This is a genomic window from Marivita sp., from assembly GCF_048006345.1.
Taxonomy (GTDB): domain Bacteria; phylum Pseudomonadota; class Alphaproteobacteria; order Rhodobacterales; family Rhodobacteraceae; genus Marivita.
In genome coordinates this window covers 694,895-712,452 of the sequence record NZ_CP180351.1, presented here as the reverse complement: position 1 = coordinate 712,452, position 17,558 = coordinate 694,895, and the positions used below count along the sequence as shown (strand labels likewise).

12 protein-coding genes are annotated in these 17,558 nt (G+C 59.3%); 4 read left to right on the top strand and 8 right to left on the bottom strand.

The genetic code is table 11. The features are described from left to right. Positions 1-49: 49 nt before the first annotated feature. The 4 genes from ACMVPR_RS03515 to ACMVPR_RS03500 form a co-directional block, all read right to left on the bottom strand. Positions 50-559 (bottom strand): DUF1772 domain-containing protein, encoded by a 510-nt coding sequence (locus ACMVPR_RS03515; protein ID WP_416881732.1) that lies wholly within the window; start codon positions 557-559, stop codon positions 50-52. 62 nt (positions 560-621) lie between these two features. Next, a complete protein-coding gene (locus ACMVPR_RS03510; RefSeq protein WP_416881731.1) occupies positions 622-1,035 on the bottom strand; it encodes a DUF4345 domain-containing protein in 414 nt (137 codons plus the stop codon). Positions 1,036-1,059: 24 nt separating this feature from the next. Then, positions 1,060-1,887, bottom strand: coding sequence for an NmrA family NAD(P)-binding protein (locus tag ACMVPR_RS03505; RefSeq protein WP_416881730.1), 828 nt, complete (start codon positions 1,885-1,887; stop codon positions 1,060-1,062). 117 nt (positions 1,888-2,004) lie between these two features. Then, the gene (locus tag ACMVPR_RS03500) at positions 2,005-3,009 is read right to left on the bottom strand and encodes an AraC family transcriptional regulator (protein WP_416881729.1); all 1,005 of its coding nucleotides are present in this window, start codon (positions 3,007-3,009) and stop codon (positions 2,005-2,007) included. 148 nt (positions 3,010-3,157) lie between these two features. Between ACMVPR_RS03500 and ACMVPR_RS03495 the strand changes: the two genes are divergently transcribed. The 4 genes from ACMVPR_RS03495 to ACMVPR_RS03480 all read left to right on the top strand — a co-directional run bounded on the left by ACMVPR_RS03495 (position 3,158) and on the right by ACMVPR_RS03480 (position 7,483). Then, a complete protein-coding gene (locus ACMVPR_RS03495; RefSeq protein WP_416881728.1) occupies positions 3,158-3,916 on the top strand; it encodes an IclR family transcriptional regulator in 759 nt (252 codons plus the stop codon). Positions 3,917-3,998: 82 nt separating this feature from the next. Next, on the top strand, positions 3,999-5,399 hold the full coding sequence (locus ACMVPR_RS03490) for a selenium-binding protein SBP56-related protein (protein WP_416881727.1): 1,401 nt from the start codon (positions 3,999-4,001) through the stop codon (positions 5,397-5,399). An 8-nt stretch (positions 5,400-5,407) separates the two neighbouring features. After that, positions 5,408-6,079: a hypothetical protein gene (locus tag ACMVPR_RS03485; RefSeq protein ID WP_416881726.1), complete on the top strand. Its 672-nt coding sequence runs from the start codon at positions 5,408-5,410 to the stop codon at positions 6,077-6,079. An 87-nt stretch (positions 6,080-6,166) separates the two neighbouring features. Continuing rightward, positions 6,167-7,483 (top strand): acetamidase/formamidase family protein, encoded by a 1,317-nt coding sequence (locus tag ACMVPR_RS03480; protein ID WP_416881725.1) that lies wholly within the window; start codon positions 6,167-6,169, stop codon positions 7,481-7,483. A 606-nt stretch (positions 7,484-8,089) separates the two neighbouring features. Here the strand turns inward: ACMVPR_RS03480 and ACMVPR_RS03475 are convergent. From ACMVPR_RS03475 to ACMVPR_RS03460, 4 genes are all read right to left on the bottom strand, one after another. Next, positions 8,090-8,590: a hypothetical protein gene (locus ACMVPR_RS03475; protein ID WP_416881724.1), complete on the bottom strand. Its 501-nt coding sequence runs from the start codon at positions 8,588-8,590 to the stop codon at positions 8,090-8,092. A gap of 190 nt (positions 8,591-8,780) precedes the next feature. Continuing rightward, on the bottom strand, positions 8,781-12,719 hold the full coding sequence (locus ACMVPR_RS03470; RefSeq protein ID WP_416881723.1) for a hypothetical protein: 3,939 nt from the start codon (positions 12,717-12,719) through the stop codon (positions 8,781-8,783). 390 nt (positions 12,720-13,109) lie between these two features. Next, on the bottom strand, positions 13,110-13,430 hold the full coding sequence (locus tag ACMVPR_RS03465; protein ID WP_416881722.1) for a HigA family addiction module antitoxin: 321 nt from the start codon (positions 13,428-13,430) through the stop codon (positions 13,110-13,112). 117 nt (positions 13,431-13,547) lie between these two features. Then, positions 13,548-17,390 carry a S8 family serine peptidase gene (locus ACMVPR_RS03460; RefSeq protein WP_416881721.1) on the bottom strand — a complete coding sequence of 1,281 codons (3,843 nt, stop codon included), beginning with the start codon at positions 17,388-17,390 and terminating at the stop codon, positions 13,548-13,550. Positions 17,391-17,558: the final 168 nt, after the last annotated feature.

Genomic DNA, 17,558 nt, shown 5'->3' with positions numbered 1-17,558 from the left:
ACGCGTCTAGGGGACGATCGTGGGAAAATCAATCTGACGCTGCGGGTGGTCATACCATGCGTGTTTGCGACTGGGTGAGCCACAAAAGCCCCGTCATCAGCAACATCGCCGCGAGACCACAGGCGATGGTCCGAACCGAGTTCCAGAAGGTCCAGCGCGGCAGATAGGTGCCGGTCCAGTAGGTCTGGGTGGCCTCTGCCGCGAGATCCATTCCGGCAAGCGCTTCGTTCATCGGCACGTTGAACACCACGGTGACACCGAAACAGCCGACGAGGTAGACCAGACCTGAGAGCAGGATCAACGTGCCGGCCGGGCCGCTGAGCGAGATCGCCGCATAGCCGGAAATGAGCAGCGACACAGCCGCCATTCCAAGGAACAGCGCCATGAAGACCCAGCGGAACACTTCGCGGTTGATGACCTGCATCGCTTCGACCCCGCCGACACCGCCCGTCAGGGACAGCGACCGCATGATGAAGTCGGAAAAGGCAAGGAACACTCCGCCGACCAGTGCATAGGCGAGGATGGCGAATTGCATGAGGAAAAAGAGAACCGGAGACATGAGAGGACTTTCTGATGATTTGGGAGGGAGGCGGGGAGGATCAGCCCTCCCCACAATTGGGATCAGCTGACCGCCATCTGCGTGGAGGCGTTGGCCGCGCGGCGGAAGGCGAAGAGGCATAAAGCTGCAATGGCCAGTTCGAACCCAAGCGCCGAAAGGATGCCCGAGGACGGTACGCCGTCCGTGAACAGGCCCACAAGGCGTCCAGCGGGAAAGGCCAGAAAGACAGTGAGCGCTGAGGTGATAGCCGCCTGACGCAGCACGGCAAAGACCGTGCCCGCCAGCATGACCAGACCGAACCCTGTCAGCCCTGCCCCAAGGGCGCGCACTTCGCTGAGCAGGCTGGGATCAGTGCCGATGGCGATGCCGTAGCTGGCGTAGAACACATGCGGCGCGCCAAGGATGGTGGCACCTATGCCAAGCGAGGTTGCACCAGCGACAGCCAGCGCGATCTTCTGAAGGCGGGTGAGAGACATGGGATGTTCCTTTCTGGTGGGGTTTCAAGCCGCTTTGGTCCACGCGCCCGACCGGGCAGCGGTTTGTGCAAACTCGGCAAAGTCGCGTGGCGGACGGCCCAACGCGCGCTGTACGCCGTCGGCAAGGTGTTCGTTCCGCCCGTCCAGTGTTTCCCGCGCGATGGCGGTGAACACATCGGCGACGAAGTCGCCCCCGGCCTGTGCGACACTGGCGTGGAAATCCTCGAACGTGATCGGGATGTACTGCACGTCACGGCCAAGTGCGGCAGACAGCTCGACCGCCATATCGGCAAAGGTCATCAGGCGCGGGCCGGTCACTTCGTAAAGGTGCCCCTCATGCCCCGGTTCGGTCAGGGCTGCGACAACCACATCTGCGATGTCGTCAATGTCGATGATGGGCTCCGCCACATCGCCGCCGGGCATGGGCAGCACACCCGCCAGCACCGGATCGCGCAGATAACCTTCCGAGAAGTTCTGCGCAAACCATGCGGCGCGGACGATTGTGAACGCGGTGCCGGAGTTGCGGACCACCTCTTCGCCCAGCCGTGCGTGATGTTCGCCGCGTCCGGACAAGAGGACCAGATGCTGGATGCCCGCTGCAACAGCCGCTTCACACAGCGCCTCGAGCTTTTCCACGGCACCGGGGAACGTGAGATCGGGGAAGTAGGTGACATAGGCGGCGCGGACACCGGCCAGTGCGGCGGGCCATGTTTCCGGCGCTTCCCAATCGAAGGGCGTGGCCGAATTGCGCGATCCGCGACGGACCGTATGGCCCAGTGCTTCAAGCTTGGTGGCGACGCGGGAACCGGTCTTTCCGGTGGCGCCAATGACGAGGATGGGTTGGTCTTGCATGGGTCTATCTCCTTGGTGGGTTGCGATGACCAAGGGGATAGTGTGGCAGGTGGCCTGCGATCTTGACCAACGATGCCAGGGTTTTGACACTTGCCGCCAAAGGACGGCCCTGACCGGTCAGGGTGTCAGGCGGTCCTTGCGATAGCTGGCGGGCGTCTTTCCCACCCAGCGTTTGAACGCACGGGTAAAGGAGCTTTGTTCGGCAAAACCGGTGAGAAACGCGATCTCCGCCAGCGAATGGCGTTCGTCGCGCAACAGACCTTCGGCCAGTTCGCGGCGGGTGTCTTCGGCAAGCGTTTGGAAGCTCAGCCCATGTTCCGACAGCCGGCGGTGAAACGACCGCGCGCTGTAGCCAAGGCTGCGGGCGATGTCGGCCATCTTGGGAGTGCCTTCGCTCAGCGCTTGGGCAATGGCGTCCTTGGCCTCGACAATAAGCGCGGGTTCAGTCGCCACTTCGGACAACTCACGGTCAAGATGCGAAACTAGATAGCGCGATATGCCTTCGTCCCCGAGGATGTTCGGCTGTGCCAGCGCATCGGGCGAGATCAGCAGCGCATCCAGTTCGGCTTCAAAGCGGACAGGACAGTCGAAATACTCTTCGTGGTATGCGGTGTTCGCCGGAGCGGCGTGTTTGATCTGCACTTCCAAAGGTGCAAAGGGCACCGGGCAAACCTGCCGGGCCAGAGAGACCCCGCTGGCGAGCGTCGCCTCATTCGACAGGCGCATCCCCAACCGGCGCAGGCCGTCACGGTGCAGGATAAAGAGCACGCCGCGAGGGTCGTCGCGCAGTTCGTATTCCACCACGCTGGTCCACAGCCGGGCATAGCGTTCGACACGGGCCAGTGACCCATACAGTTTTGGCGCTGCTTTCCACGCTAGACCAAGTGCTCCGTATTCATCACAGCGCATCGACGCGCCAACCCTGATCGGCAAATCGGTCGCGTCGATCTTGTCGGCGATGGTTTCGAGCAAGTCGTAGTAGCGCGTGTCGGGGACCATGAGCTTGGGATCCCACGGATCATCCGGCGCAAGCCCTGCCTGCGTCAGCAGCGCCGCAGCATCCACGTCCGGCCCGGCGGCGGCAACCATCTTGCGGACAAAGAGTGACGTGACATAGCCCATGGCGCATAGCCTACCGGCCAGAAGTACCCACGCCAAGTTTGGGGAGAACCTTTACGCGCGGCGCATCATGCGCTGCGTTTTTTCTTGCCTGACAATCGAACTGAATCGTAACGTGAGACCAAGTCTCTAATTGTGAGATTCTCGCGCAATGCTTCTCGATCGCCTCACCACCATTCTGGAGCTTGTCGCCGTTGCGGGGCGACCGGTCACGGCGGCGGATATCCAAAAGGCGACGGGGTTGCCAAAACCCACCAGCTACCGCTTGGTGCAGACCCTTCTGGATCATGGGTTGATCGAAAGCCCTGCAGACGACGGCCGCGTGGTGATCGGGGAACGGCTGATCCGCATCGCGCTGTTGGGCAAGTCGGATGTGGATGTGCGCAAGGCGGCGGCTCCCCTGCTCAAGGCGGCAGCGGTGAAGTTCAACGAAACGGTGTTCCTGTCGCGATTCCGCAATGAACAGGTCGAGATCATCCATGTCGAAACCCCAGAGGATCCAGCGCGCGCCTATATCCATCCCGGTCTGGGTGTGCGCCCGTTGCACGCCTGTTCCTGCTCCAAGGCTATCGCCGCCTTTGCCGAACCGGCTTTTCAGGACAGCATCATCAGTGGCACGCTGCGCGCCTATACCGAATTCACCAAGACCACCGAAGCCGACCTGCGCCGCGAATTCGCCGAGATCGTCAAACGCGGTTTTGCCGATTGCGATCAGGAAATCGACATCGGCATCGCCAGCGTCGCAGCGCCCGTGTCCATCGGCAATATCGGGGCCACGTTCAGTGTTGGCGCGGTTGGGCCGATCCGGCGGTTTGGCGCAACATACCGGGCAGACATCGGCGAGAATCTGATAGACTTGGCCCACCGCGTCAGCGGTGCCATTCAACTGTGCAATGTACCCGAGGTTTGAGGACGCTTTGGATACAGCATCACTGGAAAAGTACTTTTTCATTACCGACCCGGTAAGGGTTTGAATTTCAAGGGAGGACCACATGAACTTAAGACCAGATCCAACATTTCACGCCACGGCCCAGCTTGCCATGCAAGCGCCCGTGGAAACCTATGGCTTTACGGTCATGCTCAGCCCGGACGGGTCTCAGCCCGACGGGCTGGCGGTTGTCGATCTCGATCCGAAATCCGACACCTATGGCACCATCGTTCATACGGTGATGATGCCCTACAAGGGCGACGAGTTTCACCATTTCGGCTGGAACGCCTGTTCCTCGTCCCTGTCCCCCCTGTCGGGTCACGCGTTTCTTGAACGCCGCTACCTGATTGTGCCGGGCATTCGGTCGTCCCGCATTTACGTGATCGACGTGAAGGAGCCGTTGAACGCGAAAATCCATAAGATCATCGAACCCGAGGAAGTTTTCGCCAAAACCGGCTATTCGCGCCCACACACCATCCATTGCGGCCCTGAAGGCATCTACGTCTCGACACTCGGTGGCGGTGGCAAGGACGGCACCGACGGCCCTCCGGGCATCTTCATCATGGATTGCGAAACCTTCGAGATCATCGGCCAGTACGAAATGGATCGCGGCCCGCAGGACAAACACTACGATTTCTGGTGGAACCTGCCGCAGGATTACATGGTCAGCTCTGAATGGGGCCTGCCGCCACAATTCGAAAACGGGATCGTGGCAGAGGACCTGTTGTCCAACAAATATGGCCATTCGATCCATTTCTGGGACCTGCGCAAGCGCAAGAACATCCAGACCATCGACCTTGGAGCCAATCACCAGATGGCGCTGGAAATCCGGCCTGCGCATGACCCCAAGAAATCCTACGGCTTCTGTGGTGTCGTTGTGGACACGACCAACCTGCAAGGCGCGATCTTCACATGGTGGCGCGACGACGATGGCACGTGGCAGGCCAAGAAAACGATCACCATCGACCCGCGCCCCGAAGACCCGGCCAATCTTCCGCCGCTGTTGCAGGGCTTTGGCGCGGTCCCACCCTTGGTGACGGATATCGACCTCAGCCTTGATGACAAATACCTCTACGTTGCCTGCTGGGGCATGGGGGAAATGCATCAATACGATGTGTCGGACCCGATGCACCCGGTCCTGACCGGCAAGGTCGAACTGGGCGGGATTGGCCGGAACACCAAACACCCAAGCGGCGGCGACTTTGCCTTTGGCCCGCAGATGGTCGAGGTGAGCCGCGACGGCAAGCGGGTCTACTGGACCAACTCGCTCTATTCGACATGGGACGAACAGTTCTACCCCGGTCAGGATGGCGGCCAGATGGTGATGGCGCGGGTCGGCGAAGGCGGCGGGCTGGAGCTGGACAAGGACTTCTATGTCCAGTTCCCCAAGGGCCTGCGATCCCACCAGATCCGGCTTGAAGGCGGGGATTGTTCGACCGACAGCTTCTGTTACCCGAACGTCTGAACATCTGAATGAGCTTTGATCCAAGCACGGTGACGGCCCTCTGGGGGGCCGTCATCCTGTCCGGCATCTATCACGGTATCAATCCCGGCATGGGCTGGCCCCTTGCGGTCTCTGCCGCGCTGATGGAAGGCCGCCCCCGCGCCATGGTCCGCGCGTTGATTGCGCTGGCCTTCGGGCATTTCCTTGCCATGACGGCAATCCTCTTGCCGTTCTCGGTGATGACCGCCTTGGTCACGTGGGAGACCCAGATCCGCATCGGTGCCGGGGCGCTGGTGATCGCAATGGGCATCTACCTGCTGATCAATCGCCGCCATCCCCGGTTTCTGGCGCGCGTGCACCCTGCCCGTCTGGCGCTTTGGTCGTTTCTTGCCGCAATGGCGCATGGTGCAGGGCTGATGCTGGTGCCGATCTATCTCGGGATCTGCGGCATCGACGTGGGTGGCGAAGGACACGCAGCAGCAGGTCAACTCATGAGCCAGAACATCACCACCGCGTTTCTGGTCGCATTGGTCCATACCGGGGCCATGACCCTCGCCGGAGCCGTGCTGGCCGTGGGGATCTACCTGTGGCTGGGCATCAAGTTCCTGTCGCGCACGTGGTTCAACCTCGACATCGTCTGGGCGCTGAGCCTTGTCGTCGTCGGGGCCTTCGGCATCGCGTCTGCGATCTACGGGCATTGAGGCTATATCGCTCCACCAAACATCTTGCCGGGCCGCGAATAAGCCCTACGCTGCTTCGACAAGACCATGCAAACGAGGGAGGTTCTCATGCCTGATGGAAGTACCACGCCGTCCCGGCGCAGTGTTGTCGTTTCAGAATTCACCAACTCGGTTCTCGACCCCAATGCACCGATGTTGGGCCCAATCGAAAACGGCGGTACGATCATCGCCAACACCGCTCCGGGCTGCTGGGGCCCAATGATCACCCCGCGCCTGCGCGGCGGACATGAAGTGACAACGCCGGTATTCGTGCAGGGTGCCGAGGTCGGCGACGCGGTTGCGATCCGCATCCGCGATATCACCGTAACGTCGATTGCGACCGCCTCGGGGCATGACAGCTCTCCCGAAGGGTTCTGCCTTGGCGATCCTTACGTCGCTGCGCGCTGCCCGGTCTGCGACACCGTCTGGCCGGAAACCCATGTCGAAGGGATCGGGCAGGATGCAGTGAAATGCGACACTTGCGGCAATGCCGTCACGCCGTTCGAGATCGTACACGGCTATACCGTGACCTTCGACGAAACCCGCAGCGTCGGCCTGACCCTACCAAAGGACGCCGCTGAAACCATCGGCAAGAACGCCAATCACTACGCCGCGCTGCCCGATGGCAGCCGTCAGCACTCGATCCTGACCTTTGCACCCTCGGATATGCCTGGAACACTGGTCCGCATGCGCCCCTTCATGGGCCAGCTTGGCACCTGCCCCTCCATGGCAATGCCAGACAGCCACAACGCAGGCGATTTCGGCGCGTTCCTTGTAGGCGCACCGCATGATTATGCCATCACCGCGGAACAGCTGGCCGAACACAAGACCGACGGCCATATGGACATCGACGCCGTGCGCGCCGGAGCTATCATCGTCTGCCCGGTCAAAGTGCCGGGTGCCGGTGTCTACATGGGTGACATGCATGCCGGACAAGGCGATGGCGAAATTGCAGGGCACACGATGGATGTGTCCGGCAGCGTGACGCTTCAGGTCGAGGTATTGAAGAACTACCCCATCGACGGCCCCGTCCTCTTCCCGTTGGAAGAAGACCTGCCACCCCTAGCCAAGCCGTTCACCGATGCGGAAAAAGCCAAGGGGCAGAAACTGGCCGCCAAATGGGGTGTATCCGAAATCGACGCGCTGGCCCCGATCTCGGTCATTGGGACAGCCGCAAACCTGAACGCCGCCATCGACAACGGCCTCGCCCGCGCCGCAACCCTGTTGGGCATGACCGTGGCCGAAGTCCGCAACCGCGCCACCGTGAACGGCGCCATCGAAATCGGCCGCGCTCCGGGCGTCATCCAGGTCACCTTCCTCGCACCCCTCGCCAAACTCGACGCAGTCGGCCTCGGCGACTACGCCCGCGAGCAATACGGGCTGTAAGAAACGATCAGAAGCTGCGGGGAACCGACCTGCCCCGCAGCCGCACAGACTTTGTCACGCCGATCCTTGTGGTCCGAGACCGCGAAGTCGACCGCTTCTGACGTGCGGCCAGTCGACGGACATACGCACAAATTGCGACAGAATTCGGTGGGTGCGGCGTGCTGCGAAACGTGTAGCAAAGTGTGCAGCAGAACTGCGAAATTTTCGCGTCTCGTCGCATTTGGGAGGGTGAACCCAATAGGCGGTATCGTTCACTTGCGATGCTAAAGAGCTTGGCGTTTTGGTTTGCGGGATTCTGGTGCATCCCGACCGGATCAGAAGGTACACCAAATGATGAAGCCGGCCCAAGGGCTAAGCCGCTCATCGACATTTTCGCTTGTGGTTGGTGTGGTGATCCGACCAAAGCGGTGCGCATTTTGCGATCTTGATGACCTGCCTGACGATTGGGGCCTTCTCAATCATCAGACACAAGGTTCCCATGATAGAGGAGAAGGTAAGCCCGCTGCGCGACCGGAAGATCGAAGACGCACGCATCCGTGGCATGGGCGACAAAGCCCAGAAGACCCGTATTCGGGCGATCAAGGACTTCGCCGCCTTCCCGGTCATTTACCCGACACCGCGACGCCCGAAGAGCTGCGCTCCTATCAGCTGCATATGAGCGATGCCCGGGGTCACGCCATCAACCGCCAACGCCCGGATCGTGGCGCTCAATATTGTATGAGGTGACGGACCATTTCTGACCTCTGGAACGGTTACATGCCAACACCCAGACCACACAAACCCGCCATGGCTATGCGGCTTGTTATACGCGTGCTTCGAATTGATGTTGGTCCAACCTTCCGAAACCAGTCGGTATTCTTCCAGCGGGAAATTTGGCGCAATGGATTTGGTCGCGGTATTGATCGCTTTCTCGATGAAGCGCGCATGTTCGGCAAGCCCCGGTTCGGTGCGGGACATCAGATCGGTGTCGGAATGCCATCCCTGTCGGTTTGATCGCTGAATCTCAGGTGATTGCGCCTTGATGGTCTTGGCTTCCGCAATCGGAACGGGAATCACCCGCTCCGCATCTGAAGATGCAATCCGCCGGATCGGGCTTGAAAACGCCAAGGTCTGATGACCTCTGGTTTGTGCGCTTTCAGCAATATCGCTTACCCCGCTTTGTAATCACCCGCACACGTCAACAAGTGTCACATCACGAGCCATCTGATAGCGACGGACCAAAGAAAAAGCCCCCGGCGGAACCGGGGGCTTTCGATTTCTCGAAGAAGAAGGTCCCGAAAGACCTTCTTCCCGGTTCTTAGACGAAGCCGACGGTCAGCAGAGCTGCGTGGTCTGCCGAGCCAACCAGGTTGACGTCGTCAAGGTTGGTGAGCGAGTCACCGAAGTCTTGCTGACCCAGCAGGTTCACGGTCAGGCTGGCGGCTGCGGCGGCCTGATCGGCTGCTGCACCGTTCCAGCTCAGTTCGAACACCTTGTACTGGCCAAGGTTGTCCGCGTTCTCGATCATGAGAACCGCCTTCGCGGCACCATTCACCAGGGCTGTGCTGGACAGGCCGAAGTCGAGATCGAACACGGTCTGAGCCAGGTCACCATAGGCGTTGTCGGTCCCGATCTGCGATGTGCCGAACAGGGCTGCCACGTTCGCTGCCGTCATGGCATTGAAGGTTTCGCCTGCATCCGGACCGGTGTTGTCGAAACGGATCACCGCAACTTCGTTGGCGTTGATATCCGTGTCGCCTGCACCGTCACCAGTTGCGGCACCAAATGTATTGGTCTCGCTGTACTGGAGCGTTGTTGCGATACGGACAGTCGACGCGCTCGAACCCGACGGAGATGTCTGGCTGGTGAGATATGCCGTGACATCCAGGAAGTCGAGGCCATCGAAACCAGGCACCGGTGCAGCAGGAGCTGTCAGCGCCGCCAGGTTGGTTCCGCCAGCAGTCATGAAGTTGAAGATGCTGTCGTTGCCGATGCTTTCGCCGGTCAGCTTGACGGTCTCGTTGCTTGCACCGTTCATCAGCGCGTTGTTGCTGCTGGTGGTGAAATCAAGCGGAGCGGCAGCAACTGAGTCCGTGGACAGGAACAGAACGTCGTTGCCCGAGCCACCATCATACACACTGTCGGTTTCGCCACTTGCGGCAGAACCATTGGTGTGGGTGTTGGAGACCAACTCACCAACCGCCGCAGACATCGAGTTGTTTGCGGTGTCGGCGCGTGCGCTCAGACCATCGTAGTAGGCGTCTGCACCAGCCGATGTCGTCAGGTCTTCACCTGTCGGCGTGTTGGCGGATGCAACAGAGTTCACCACGAGGGTGGAGTTGCTGAACACGCTCCGTGCTTCGGTCTGGACCGGGGTCCATGCCGTACCGGTCAGGTTCGCCTGAACGATGTCGACACGCAGATCGACATCTTCGAACGCGCCCGGAACCAGCGAGCGGATCACGACGGTGTTGTTGGCACCGATAAAGGCAAAAAGCGCTTCGCCAAGAACCGGGTGATCATTGATCGCTTCGAGGATCGCCGCGTTCACGTCACGCTGGTCACCATAGTAGCGGTTGCCGTTGATCAGGTCGTTGCCGATGGTCACGTTGCTTTCGAAACCGTCAACCAAACGGTCTGCACCGGGTGCAACGTCGTCAGTCCCTGTTGCGTCTGTCGCCATGACACCGCCGCCTGCCGCGAGGTTGCCGTTGATACCGGCACCCGACAGGGTCACGGTCACGGTTGCACCACCCAGATAGGCGTAGGAGATCTGCTCACCCGGCAGATCGTCCGGGCTGGAGTTGCCGAGACCACCCTGCGCCACTACACGCTGCGCGTCAAAGTTCATCGCCCAGATTTCACGGCCGCCATTGTCACCGTCAGCATAGAGCGTGTCATTGCCCGATCCCAACATGACGTCGGCGTTCATCAGCCCATTCTGCTGGTAGTAGACGTCGTCACCCGAACCGGTATCAACCATGACATTGTCAAGGATGTTCTGGTTCAGCTGCTCGTTCTGGCCGGATCCATCATCAAAGAAGGTGTAGATGTCGACCACGTCGTCGCCGGCACCTGTGGAGATGCTCACCGAAGATTCAGCGTAATCGGTCGCGTCACCGTCGATGTGGAGATGGACGAGGTCGTCGCCGCCACCGGTGGTGTAGCTGTAGGCCTGGTTGGTTTCGTTGCCATCCAGTTCGCCGTAGAAGGAGACGTCACCGCCACCCTGGGCTGTCAGCGTGTCGAGGTTGATGATGTGCTCGTACGTACCCAGCATCAGGTCGCCAAGGAACGCATCTGCGTTGACCAGCTGAAGGTCGCCGCTTTCGCTGCCCGAGAACTTCGCGTTGAAACCGTCGCGGATTTCAAGGCTCGCGAAGGTGTCACCAACAGCATAGACCGGATCGGTCGCGATGTTGACGATGCGCAGTTCATTACCGGTCGATGTCACGGTGCCGAGGCTGGACGGCTTGGTCATCTTGCCGCTCGGGTCTTCGTTGCCGGCACCCAGAACGTTGATGTTGAAGACGGCGATACCGTCGGCGATGCCGTCAGCTGTATCTTCGTCCTTGCCACCGATGATCAGGTCGCCACCTTCACCGCCACGGCCCACCTTGTGCAGGTCGATGTCGATGGAGATCGGCTGGTCTGCAACTTCGTTGATCGAGTTGAAGCGGCCGTACACGTCGTACTCGCCGATTTCTTCTTCGATCCGCGAGAAGCCGGTTGCGATGACCGGGGAACCGTCGCCCGAGGTCAGAACGATGGCCGGGATCAGGTCGGACTGTGCACCGTTGTCAAGGAAGGTGACGTCGGTGATGGTCGGGTCCAGCGTCAGCGTGGTGCCAGCCGGCAGGGTGCCGTTCTGGATCAGCGCCTGAAGCGGTGCCTGCAGTGCGTTCACGAAGCCCTGGTGTGTGCCGGCCACGTTGGCGGCGGAGGCTTCGATGTTGACTTCAACCGGACCGTTGCCGCGATCGATGGTGAAACGGATACCGTCCACGTCGATGTTGTTCAGGCGGTTCGGGTTGCCTGCGAGTTCCGCATCTTCGTCCAGCAGGAAGTAGAAGATCTGACCCTGGGATTCCTGGCCCGACAGCAGGTAGTCGTTGTCGAACAGGACTTTGAGGTCGGATGCGTCTTTATCCGTGTTGAAGTTGTCCGTGTGATCCATCGTGATGGTGATCTCGGACGTGTTGCGCGCCGCACCCGACGAGGTCAGGGTGGTCAGGTTTTCGATCGTCAGGTCGCCATCGGAGAAATAGGAGCCGATTTCGACATGGTCGACGATGTTCTTCGCATCAACGATGATATCCGGACCGTCTTCGCCACCAAGAGAGATGATGCTGTCCTTGACAGTAAAGGAGTCTTCGCCGCCGCCGAAGCCGAAGTCACGTGCTTCGATGTCGATTTCTTCAACACCGGAAATGCGCGGCTGGATGTCGGTCACGGCGATGTTGTTGGTGCCGAGGAATTCGAAGGTCAGTTCGGCATAGAGGCGGTCGTTGCCTGCGCCACCGTCGATACGGTCGGCCGAGGACAGCGAGTTGGAGATGCCGCCAGCAAACGGGTTCTGCTGGATATAGGCATTGAACTCGTCGTCGGCATCGGTGCCGGTAATGCGGTCGGTCGCGGAGGTCAGCAGGAATTCTTCACCCGGAACCGGTGCCGGATCGAAGAAGTCGTCGATGGTCGACTTGGCTGCGGCAACGGTCGAACCTTCGTCGGTCACACCTTCGATGATCGACTTGGCGGATGCCTGAGCGCCGGTGTCGGTGGCGTAGTCGATGCCAGCTGCGTCAGCTGCGTCGGTCCAGGATGTTGCAACTTCGATCTTGTTGAGGATCGTTGTGCGGTCATTGCCTTCGGCAGAGTCCTGTGCGCCTTCGATGATGGCGAGGATGATCTCACCAACGGAGAGAGCGCCTTCGTCACCCGCGATCGACGCGAGCAGAGCACCGCTCCAGAATTCCAGACCGGCCGCATCAGGTGCGCGGTTGAAGAGGTTCAGGAACACTTCAGCGATGAAGCCCGCCGCTTCTTCCGCTGTCGGGTCACTCAGGAACGGATAAGCGATCAGCGTTTCCGGCTGTGTCGCGAAGTCCGTCGCGATGTCCGCGAGGCTGAGGTTCGGGTTGGCGACTGCGCTTTCCCAGAAGTCTTCGCCAACCGGATCGGCGGCACGGTCATAGTAACCGATGTAGATTGCTGCGAGCTGCTGCTGAGCTGTCAGCGTGCTTAGGTCGAGAGCCATAGCTTATCTTCCTCTTAAATTTCGGTGCCCGATTAATTCGGCCCCATCAACGATCGTTTGTTGTCCCCACCTTATCGGCACTTTCGAGACGCACTGCGCCCTAAAGAACCGACCGGGTTCAAATGAGAAGGCTTCTAAACCTTCGATTCCAGTTCAACAAGGAGAAATGTATAGCAAAACTCATACCCCTGTACAGTGATTTATATACCCTTCGAGGAGATTTTATCAAGATATTGATACTAAACGTTTTTGCCATTTCTCCGGATATTGACCGTGGCCGATACGCAACATTCGAAGCGACGGGGCTCCGCAGTTCGGCCCGGCTTTTTGCGCCGGGACGGGCCTTTGAAGGCTCTGCCGCCTTCCCTCCCCTTTCCTGCCCTTCTGCGCTCACACCAAACGCGGCTGATCAATCGGCGGCCGCGCGGCGTAGGTCGCGCGCGTCGGCAGTTTCCTGATCTCCCCACCAGTCGCCTGGTCGGCAACGGCCCGATCTAACTGCGTTTGGAGATTGAACCAGAATTGCGCATCGCTGCCGAACCAGTGACCAAACCGCAGGGCGGTGTCACCGGTGATGGCACGCTTGCAACAGATGATCTGCGAGATCCGTGCATGAACGTCGATTAGGCGGGCGACTTCTGTGAGTGTGATACCAAGCTCTTCAACCTCGTCCTCGAGGATCACGTCGGGATACACTGTACGATTGAACATGGGGCGCCGCACGAAAGGACGCGCGTCCGAGGCAATCTGGTCCGAGCACGTCCGACGCGGGCAAGCGTTCGCCAAACAACTCCAACTGCAACCGCGAGACCAACCGTACTTGGCCAATCAGAAGGGATCGAGACTGCTCAGAAAGGACTGTTCATTGATCAGTCCGATCAGATACACCCCGCTGTCTGTAGCCAGATCATAAGCCTCGGCCGAGATGTAAACCCGTTCATCGACGAGGGGGGTGTACTCGATCAGGGAATCCCCTCCACCGAGCGAGTCGTCGTCCTCTGCTATGATGTTCCCGAAACTGTCGTAAAGAATGAGATAAGGGTCTGCCAAAGAGTTCGCGGTGTCGGACCCGGTCATAAGGAAGAAGTACGTCTCGCCTGCAGAAAGGTTCGCTGCATACCAGTCCGCGTCTCCCGGCACGTCGATGAGACCCTCAATGATCTGATCCAGAGAAATCGACGCCGGTGTCGACGTGTTGCTGGGGATGTCGCTGGACACTGCCCCGCGTACCGACAGGCCCAGTTCGTAGGTGCCAAAATCGAAATTCAGATCATAGGCTTCGGCAGAGATGAACACGGTTTCATTCACCAGCGCCTGATATTCCAGATAAGCGTTACGCCCGCCGCCACTGTCATCATCGAATGCGATCAGGAAACCTGCGGCATCATACAAACCGAGCCATGCATCCCCCAAGGGGTCATTGCCCGCGGAATTCAGTGAAATCTGATAGGTCTGACCTGCCTCGAGCTGAACGCGATACCAGTCGATGTCACCTGGAACGTCGATCACACCTGCGCGCGTCTGCCCAGGAGCGAGGGTTGCCTGCGTCGTCTGATTGTTGGGGATATCGCCGGGAAGCGTCGTCGGGCTGCTCAAGCTAATTTCGTATGTTCCGACATCGCTCGTCAGATCAAAGGCTTCTGCCGATATGAAGACGCGCCCGCCGGTGACCGCGACATATTCGATATAGGCATTTGATCCTGTGCCACCATTGTCGTTGAAGTCGATGAAGTTGCCGGCGCTGTCATAGAGCGTCAGCCATGGATCGGCCACTGGAGCATTGCCCGCGGAAACCAGAGAGAATTGATAGGTCTGTCCTGCGACGGTGTTCACCCCATACCAATCGAAATCTCCCGGCAGATCGATTGTTCCGCCGATTGTCTGACCAACGGCCAATGTGGCCGTCGACGATATGTTTCCGGGGACATCGTTCTCGCCTTGCGACAGGCGCGTTGCGGTCAAAAGGTAGTCGCCCGTGCCATTATCGGCAAAGGCCGCCGCCGCCAGAAAATAGGATTGGCTGTTCTGGGCATTGAATGTGAGCAGGGAATTGAGCCCACCTGCGGAATCATCATTCGAGCCCAACAAGGTGCCATTTGAATCGTAGAGATACAGGAAGGGGTCCGAAAGCGGCTGTGCCGTGTCGGCCCGATTGAGTTGGAACTCATAGGTGCTTCCGGCTACCAGATCGACCCGGAACCAGTCCTGATCGCCGAGAGTCTCGAGGCCGCCCCCGATGCTGCCGTTGATCGCGTCAAGAGAACCGGACGTGTTCGGACCATCCGCATAATCGTCGCCGTTCTCGGCACGCTGACGGGCACTCAAAGTATAGGTGCCTGTCTCGAACGTGGAAAACGCCTCTGCCGACAGGTAATAGGTCGCGGTTCGATTGGCCACGAAATCAAGGCTGGCGTTCTGCCCTTCGCCGTCACTGTCGATGGCGGCTACGATGGTTCCGTTTTCATTGTACAGCGCGAGATACGGGTCGGTAAGTGTGTTGCCGACCAGATCAAAGGTGTACGCAGTCCCGTTGACCAATTCGATGGCGAACCAATCCCTGTCACCTCCGAACTCAAGTTCGTTTGTGGTGGATTGCCCGACGTCCAAGCGCCCTGCAGTGTCAATCGTCTCGCCGATATCGCCGCTTACACCGCTGAGCTGTGTGACGCCCAATTCATAGGTGCCGGTCGCATTTCCATAAGCGCTGGCACTCAAGAAATATGTGGCGGGGCTGGTCACGATGAAGTTTAGCAGCGAATCTAGGCCGGTTCCGGCGTCATCATTGCTGGCAACGAACCCACCCGATGACGAAAGCAAGGTCAGCAGAGGATCGCTCAAGGTACCCGATCCGGAAGACGCTCCTCTGAGGGTGAATTCGTACGTGCCGGGCGTCAGAGAAACCTCGAAATAGTCTTGATCTCCATCAAAATCGATTGTGCTCGTCCGGGTGCTGTTCACCGCGATCGAGGCATCCGTTGCAATGGAGCCGGGAATGTCGTTGACCGGCGTTGGCACAGGAACCGGTGTCGGATTCGGTGTCGGAGCGGGGCCTCCGCCCCCGCCAAGCGCAAGCACCGCCTCGCCTAGGCGCAAGGCATCGACCCTAAGATAGGTGCTGCCCGTATTGACCACGCGGTCACTCAGATTTTCGCCATCGACAAAGCTGTTGCTCGATTGACTCAACACACTCGCGATCTCGTCCGGTGTCAAAGACCTGCCCAGGTCCCGCTGCGCCAAGTGCTGGGCAAGAACGACAAGACCCGCCACATGCGGGGCGGCCTGACTTGTCCCGGAGAAGGCGCCTGTTCCGCCACCCGGCGTTGCGCCGACGATGGCTTCCCCCGGGGCAAAGATCGTCGGGATATCATCGGATCGCTGGGAAAAGAAAGCGACATCGTCGCGGGTTGAGATCGATCCGCCGACGGCACCAACAGCAATGACATGCGGATCAACCGCCAGAGAACTGGCACCCTCTGTCTGGAACACATCGTAGCTGTTTCCCGCAGCAACAATCACAGTGACGTTCAGGTCATCATGCAGGACGCGCAGTTCGTCGCCATAAATCGGGTGGGACATCAGGTTGTTGATGTTCGTCGCGTCACCCAGCGACATGTTGACCGTGGTGATGTTCAAGGACTCGGCATGTTGCACCAGCCATTGCAGGGAATCCTCGATTCCCGCCGCTGTACCCGAGCCCGTCGCGTCCAAAACCTGCAGCGCCACAATGTTTACACCTGGCGCAACTCCAAGGGTATTGTTCGAGGACGAGCCGATGATGGATGTAACATGTGTTCCGTGGCCTTCGATATCGTTGGCCGTCCCATCACCTTCCGATGTGAAGTCCCGCGAGAAAATGATCCGATCGGAAATCCCGTCATTATTGGCATCCGGTCCGAAGGCCCTGTTGTCGAGGTCAATACCCGTATCGAGCACGGCGATTGTCTGGCCTGACCCGTCAATCCCGGCAAAGCGCGCATCATTTCGGAACGCATCTATATTGATAACGGAATTGGATTGCACACTCAGGACAGAGACCTCGCCATGGTCGCCGCGTGCAGATGTGCTGACCCCCACTTTGTCGGAGTCCGAACCGTCGTCGGTCAAGCCTTCGCCCACGTCGCCCTTTTCAAGACCCAACGTTGCGAAGAAGCTGTTGGCCTCGTCCCGTGACATCCCGACACTCGCGATGTTGTCGGTGACGCCATCCAAAACGGCCACAGCCGAAGCCGCCGCAGCAGCATCGTAAACGAAAGCCCCAAAGTTGTTTGCCTGATCTTCCCAGTAAAGGGCACTGGCAACCTTGTTCTGCACCACTGCAAGATCGGGGTTGGTCCGCGCGCCGCCGATGATCTCTTCGATCATCTGTCCAGTGTTCACATTCCCGCTGGTCAGTGCGTCGATCCAGAAGGCCAGACCTTCGGCGTCCGGCTCGCGATTGAAAAGGTTGTTGTAGATCGAAGTGATGAACTGCTCGGGCGAGCCGTTCTCGGGATCAGAGAAATACGGATAAAGCGCCCGCGTTTCGTTCTGGTCCGAAAAGAAGTTGGCAATCTCGAGCGTGGAGACGCCATTCTGATAAGCGGTCACCCAGAACTCGAACCCCTCGGGATCGGGTGCCCTGTTATAATATCCAACGTAATAACGTGCTATAATTTCTTCGACGCTAAGCATCTGGACCCCCACAATACTTTACCGAACGTTGGCACGCCGCGATTACGGCTGGAAAGTAACAAATGTGCCATTTGCGCAATTTTTTCGAGAGAAGCCGCCAGGCGGTTGTTACGGCTGTTTGGGCCGGGGCCGCGAGACGACACTTCACGTAATGAAAGGATCCTGACC

What these genes read in the sequence shown, in the direction of transcription:
- ACMVPR_RS03515 (WP_416881732.1), bottom strand. Translation starts at nt 559, where the DNA reads ATGTCTCCGGTTCTCTTTTTCCTCATGCAATTCGCCATCCTCGCCTAT.
- ACMVPR_RS03510 (WP_416881731.1), bottom strand. Translation starts at nt 1,035, where the DNA reads ATGTCTCTCACCCGCCTTCAGAAGATCGCGCTGGCTGTCGCTGGTGCA.
- ACMVPR_RS03505 (WP_416881730.1), bottom strand. Translation starts at nt 1,887, where the DNA reads ATGCAAGACCAACCCATCCTCGTCATTGGCGCCACCGGAAAGACCGGT.
- ACMVPR_RS03500 (WP_416881729.1), bottom strand. Translation starts at nt 3,009, where the DNA reads ATGGGCTATGTCACGTCACTCTTTGTCCGCAAGATGGTTGCCGCCGCC.
- ACMVPR_RS03495 (WP_416881728.1), top strand. Translation starts at nt 3,158, where the DNA reads ATGCTTCTCGATCGCCTCACCACCATTCTGGAGCTTGTCGCCGTTGCG.
- ACMVPR_RS03490 (WP_416881727.1), top strand. Translation starts at nt 3,999, where the DNA reads ATGAACTTAAGACCAGATCCAACATTTCACGCCACGGCCCAGCTTGCC.
- ACMVPR_RS03485 (WP_416881726.1), top strand. Translation starts at nt 5,408, where the DNA reads ATGAGCTTTGATCCAAGCACGGTGACGGCCCTCTGGGGGGCCGTCATC.
- ACMVPR_RS03480 (WP_416881725.1), top strand. Translation starts at nt 6,167, where the DNA reads ATGCCTGATGGAAGTACCACGCCGTCCCGGCGCAGTGTTGTCGTTTCA.
- ACMVPR_RS03470 (WP_416881723.1), bottom strand. Translation starts at nt 12,719, where the DNA reads ATGGCTCTCGACCTAAGCACGCTGACAGCTCAGCAGCAGCTCGCAGCA.
- ACMVPR_RS03465 (WP_416881722.1), bottom strand. Translation starts at nt 13,430, where the DNA reads ATGTTCAATCGTACAGTGTATCCCGACGTGATCCTCGAGGACGAGGTT.
- ACMVPR_RS03460 (WP_416881721.1), bottom strand. Translation starts at nt 17,390, where the DNA reads ATGCTTAGCGTCGAAGAAATTATAGCACGTTATTACGTTGGATATTAT.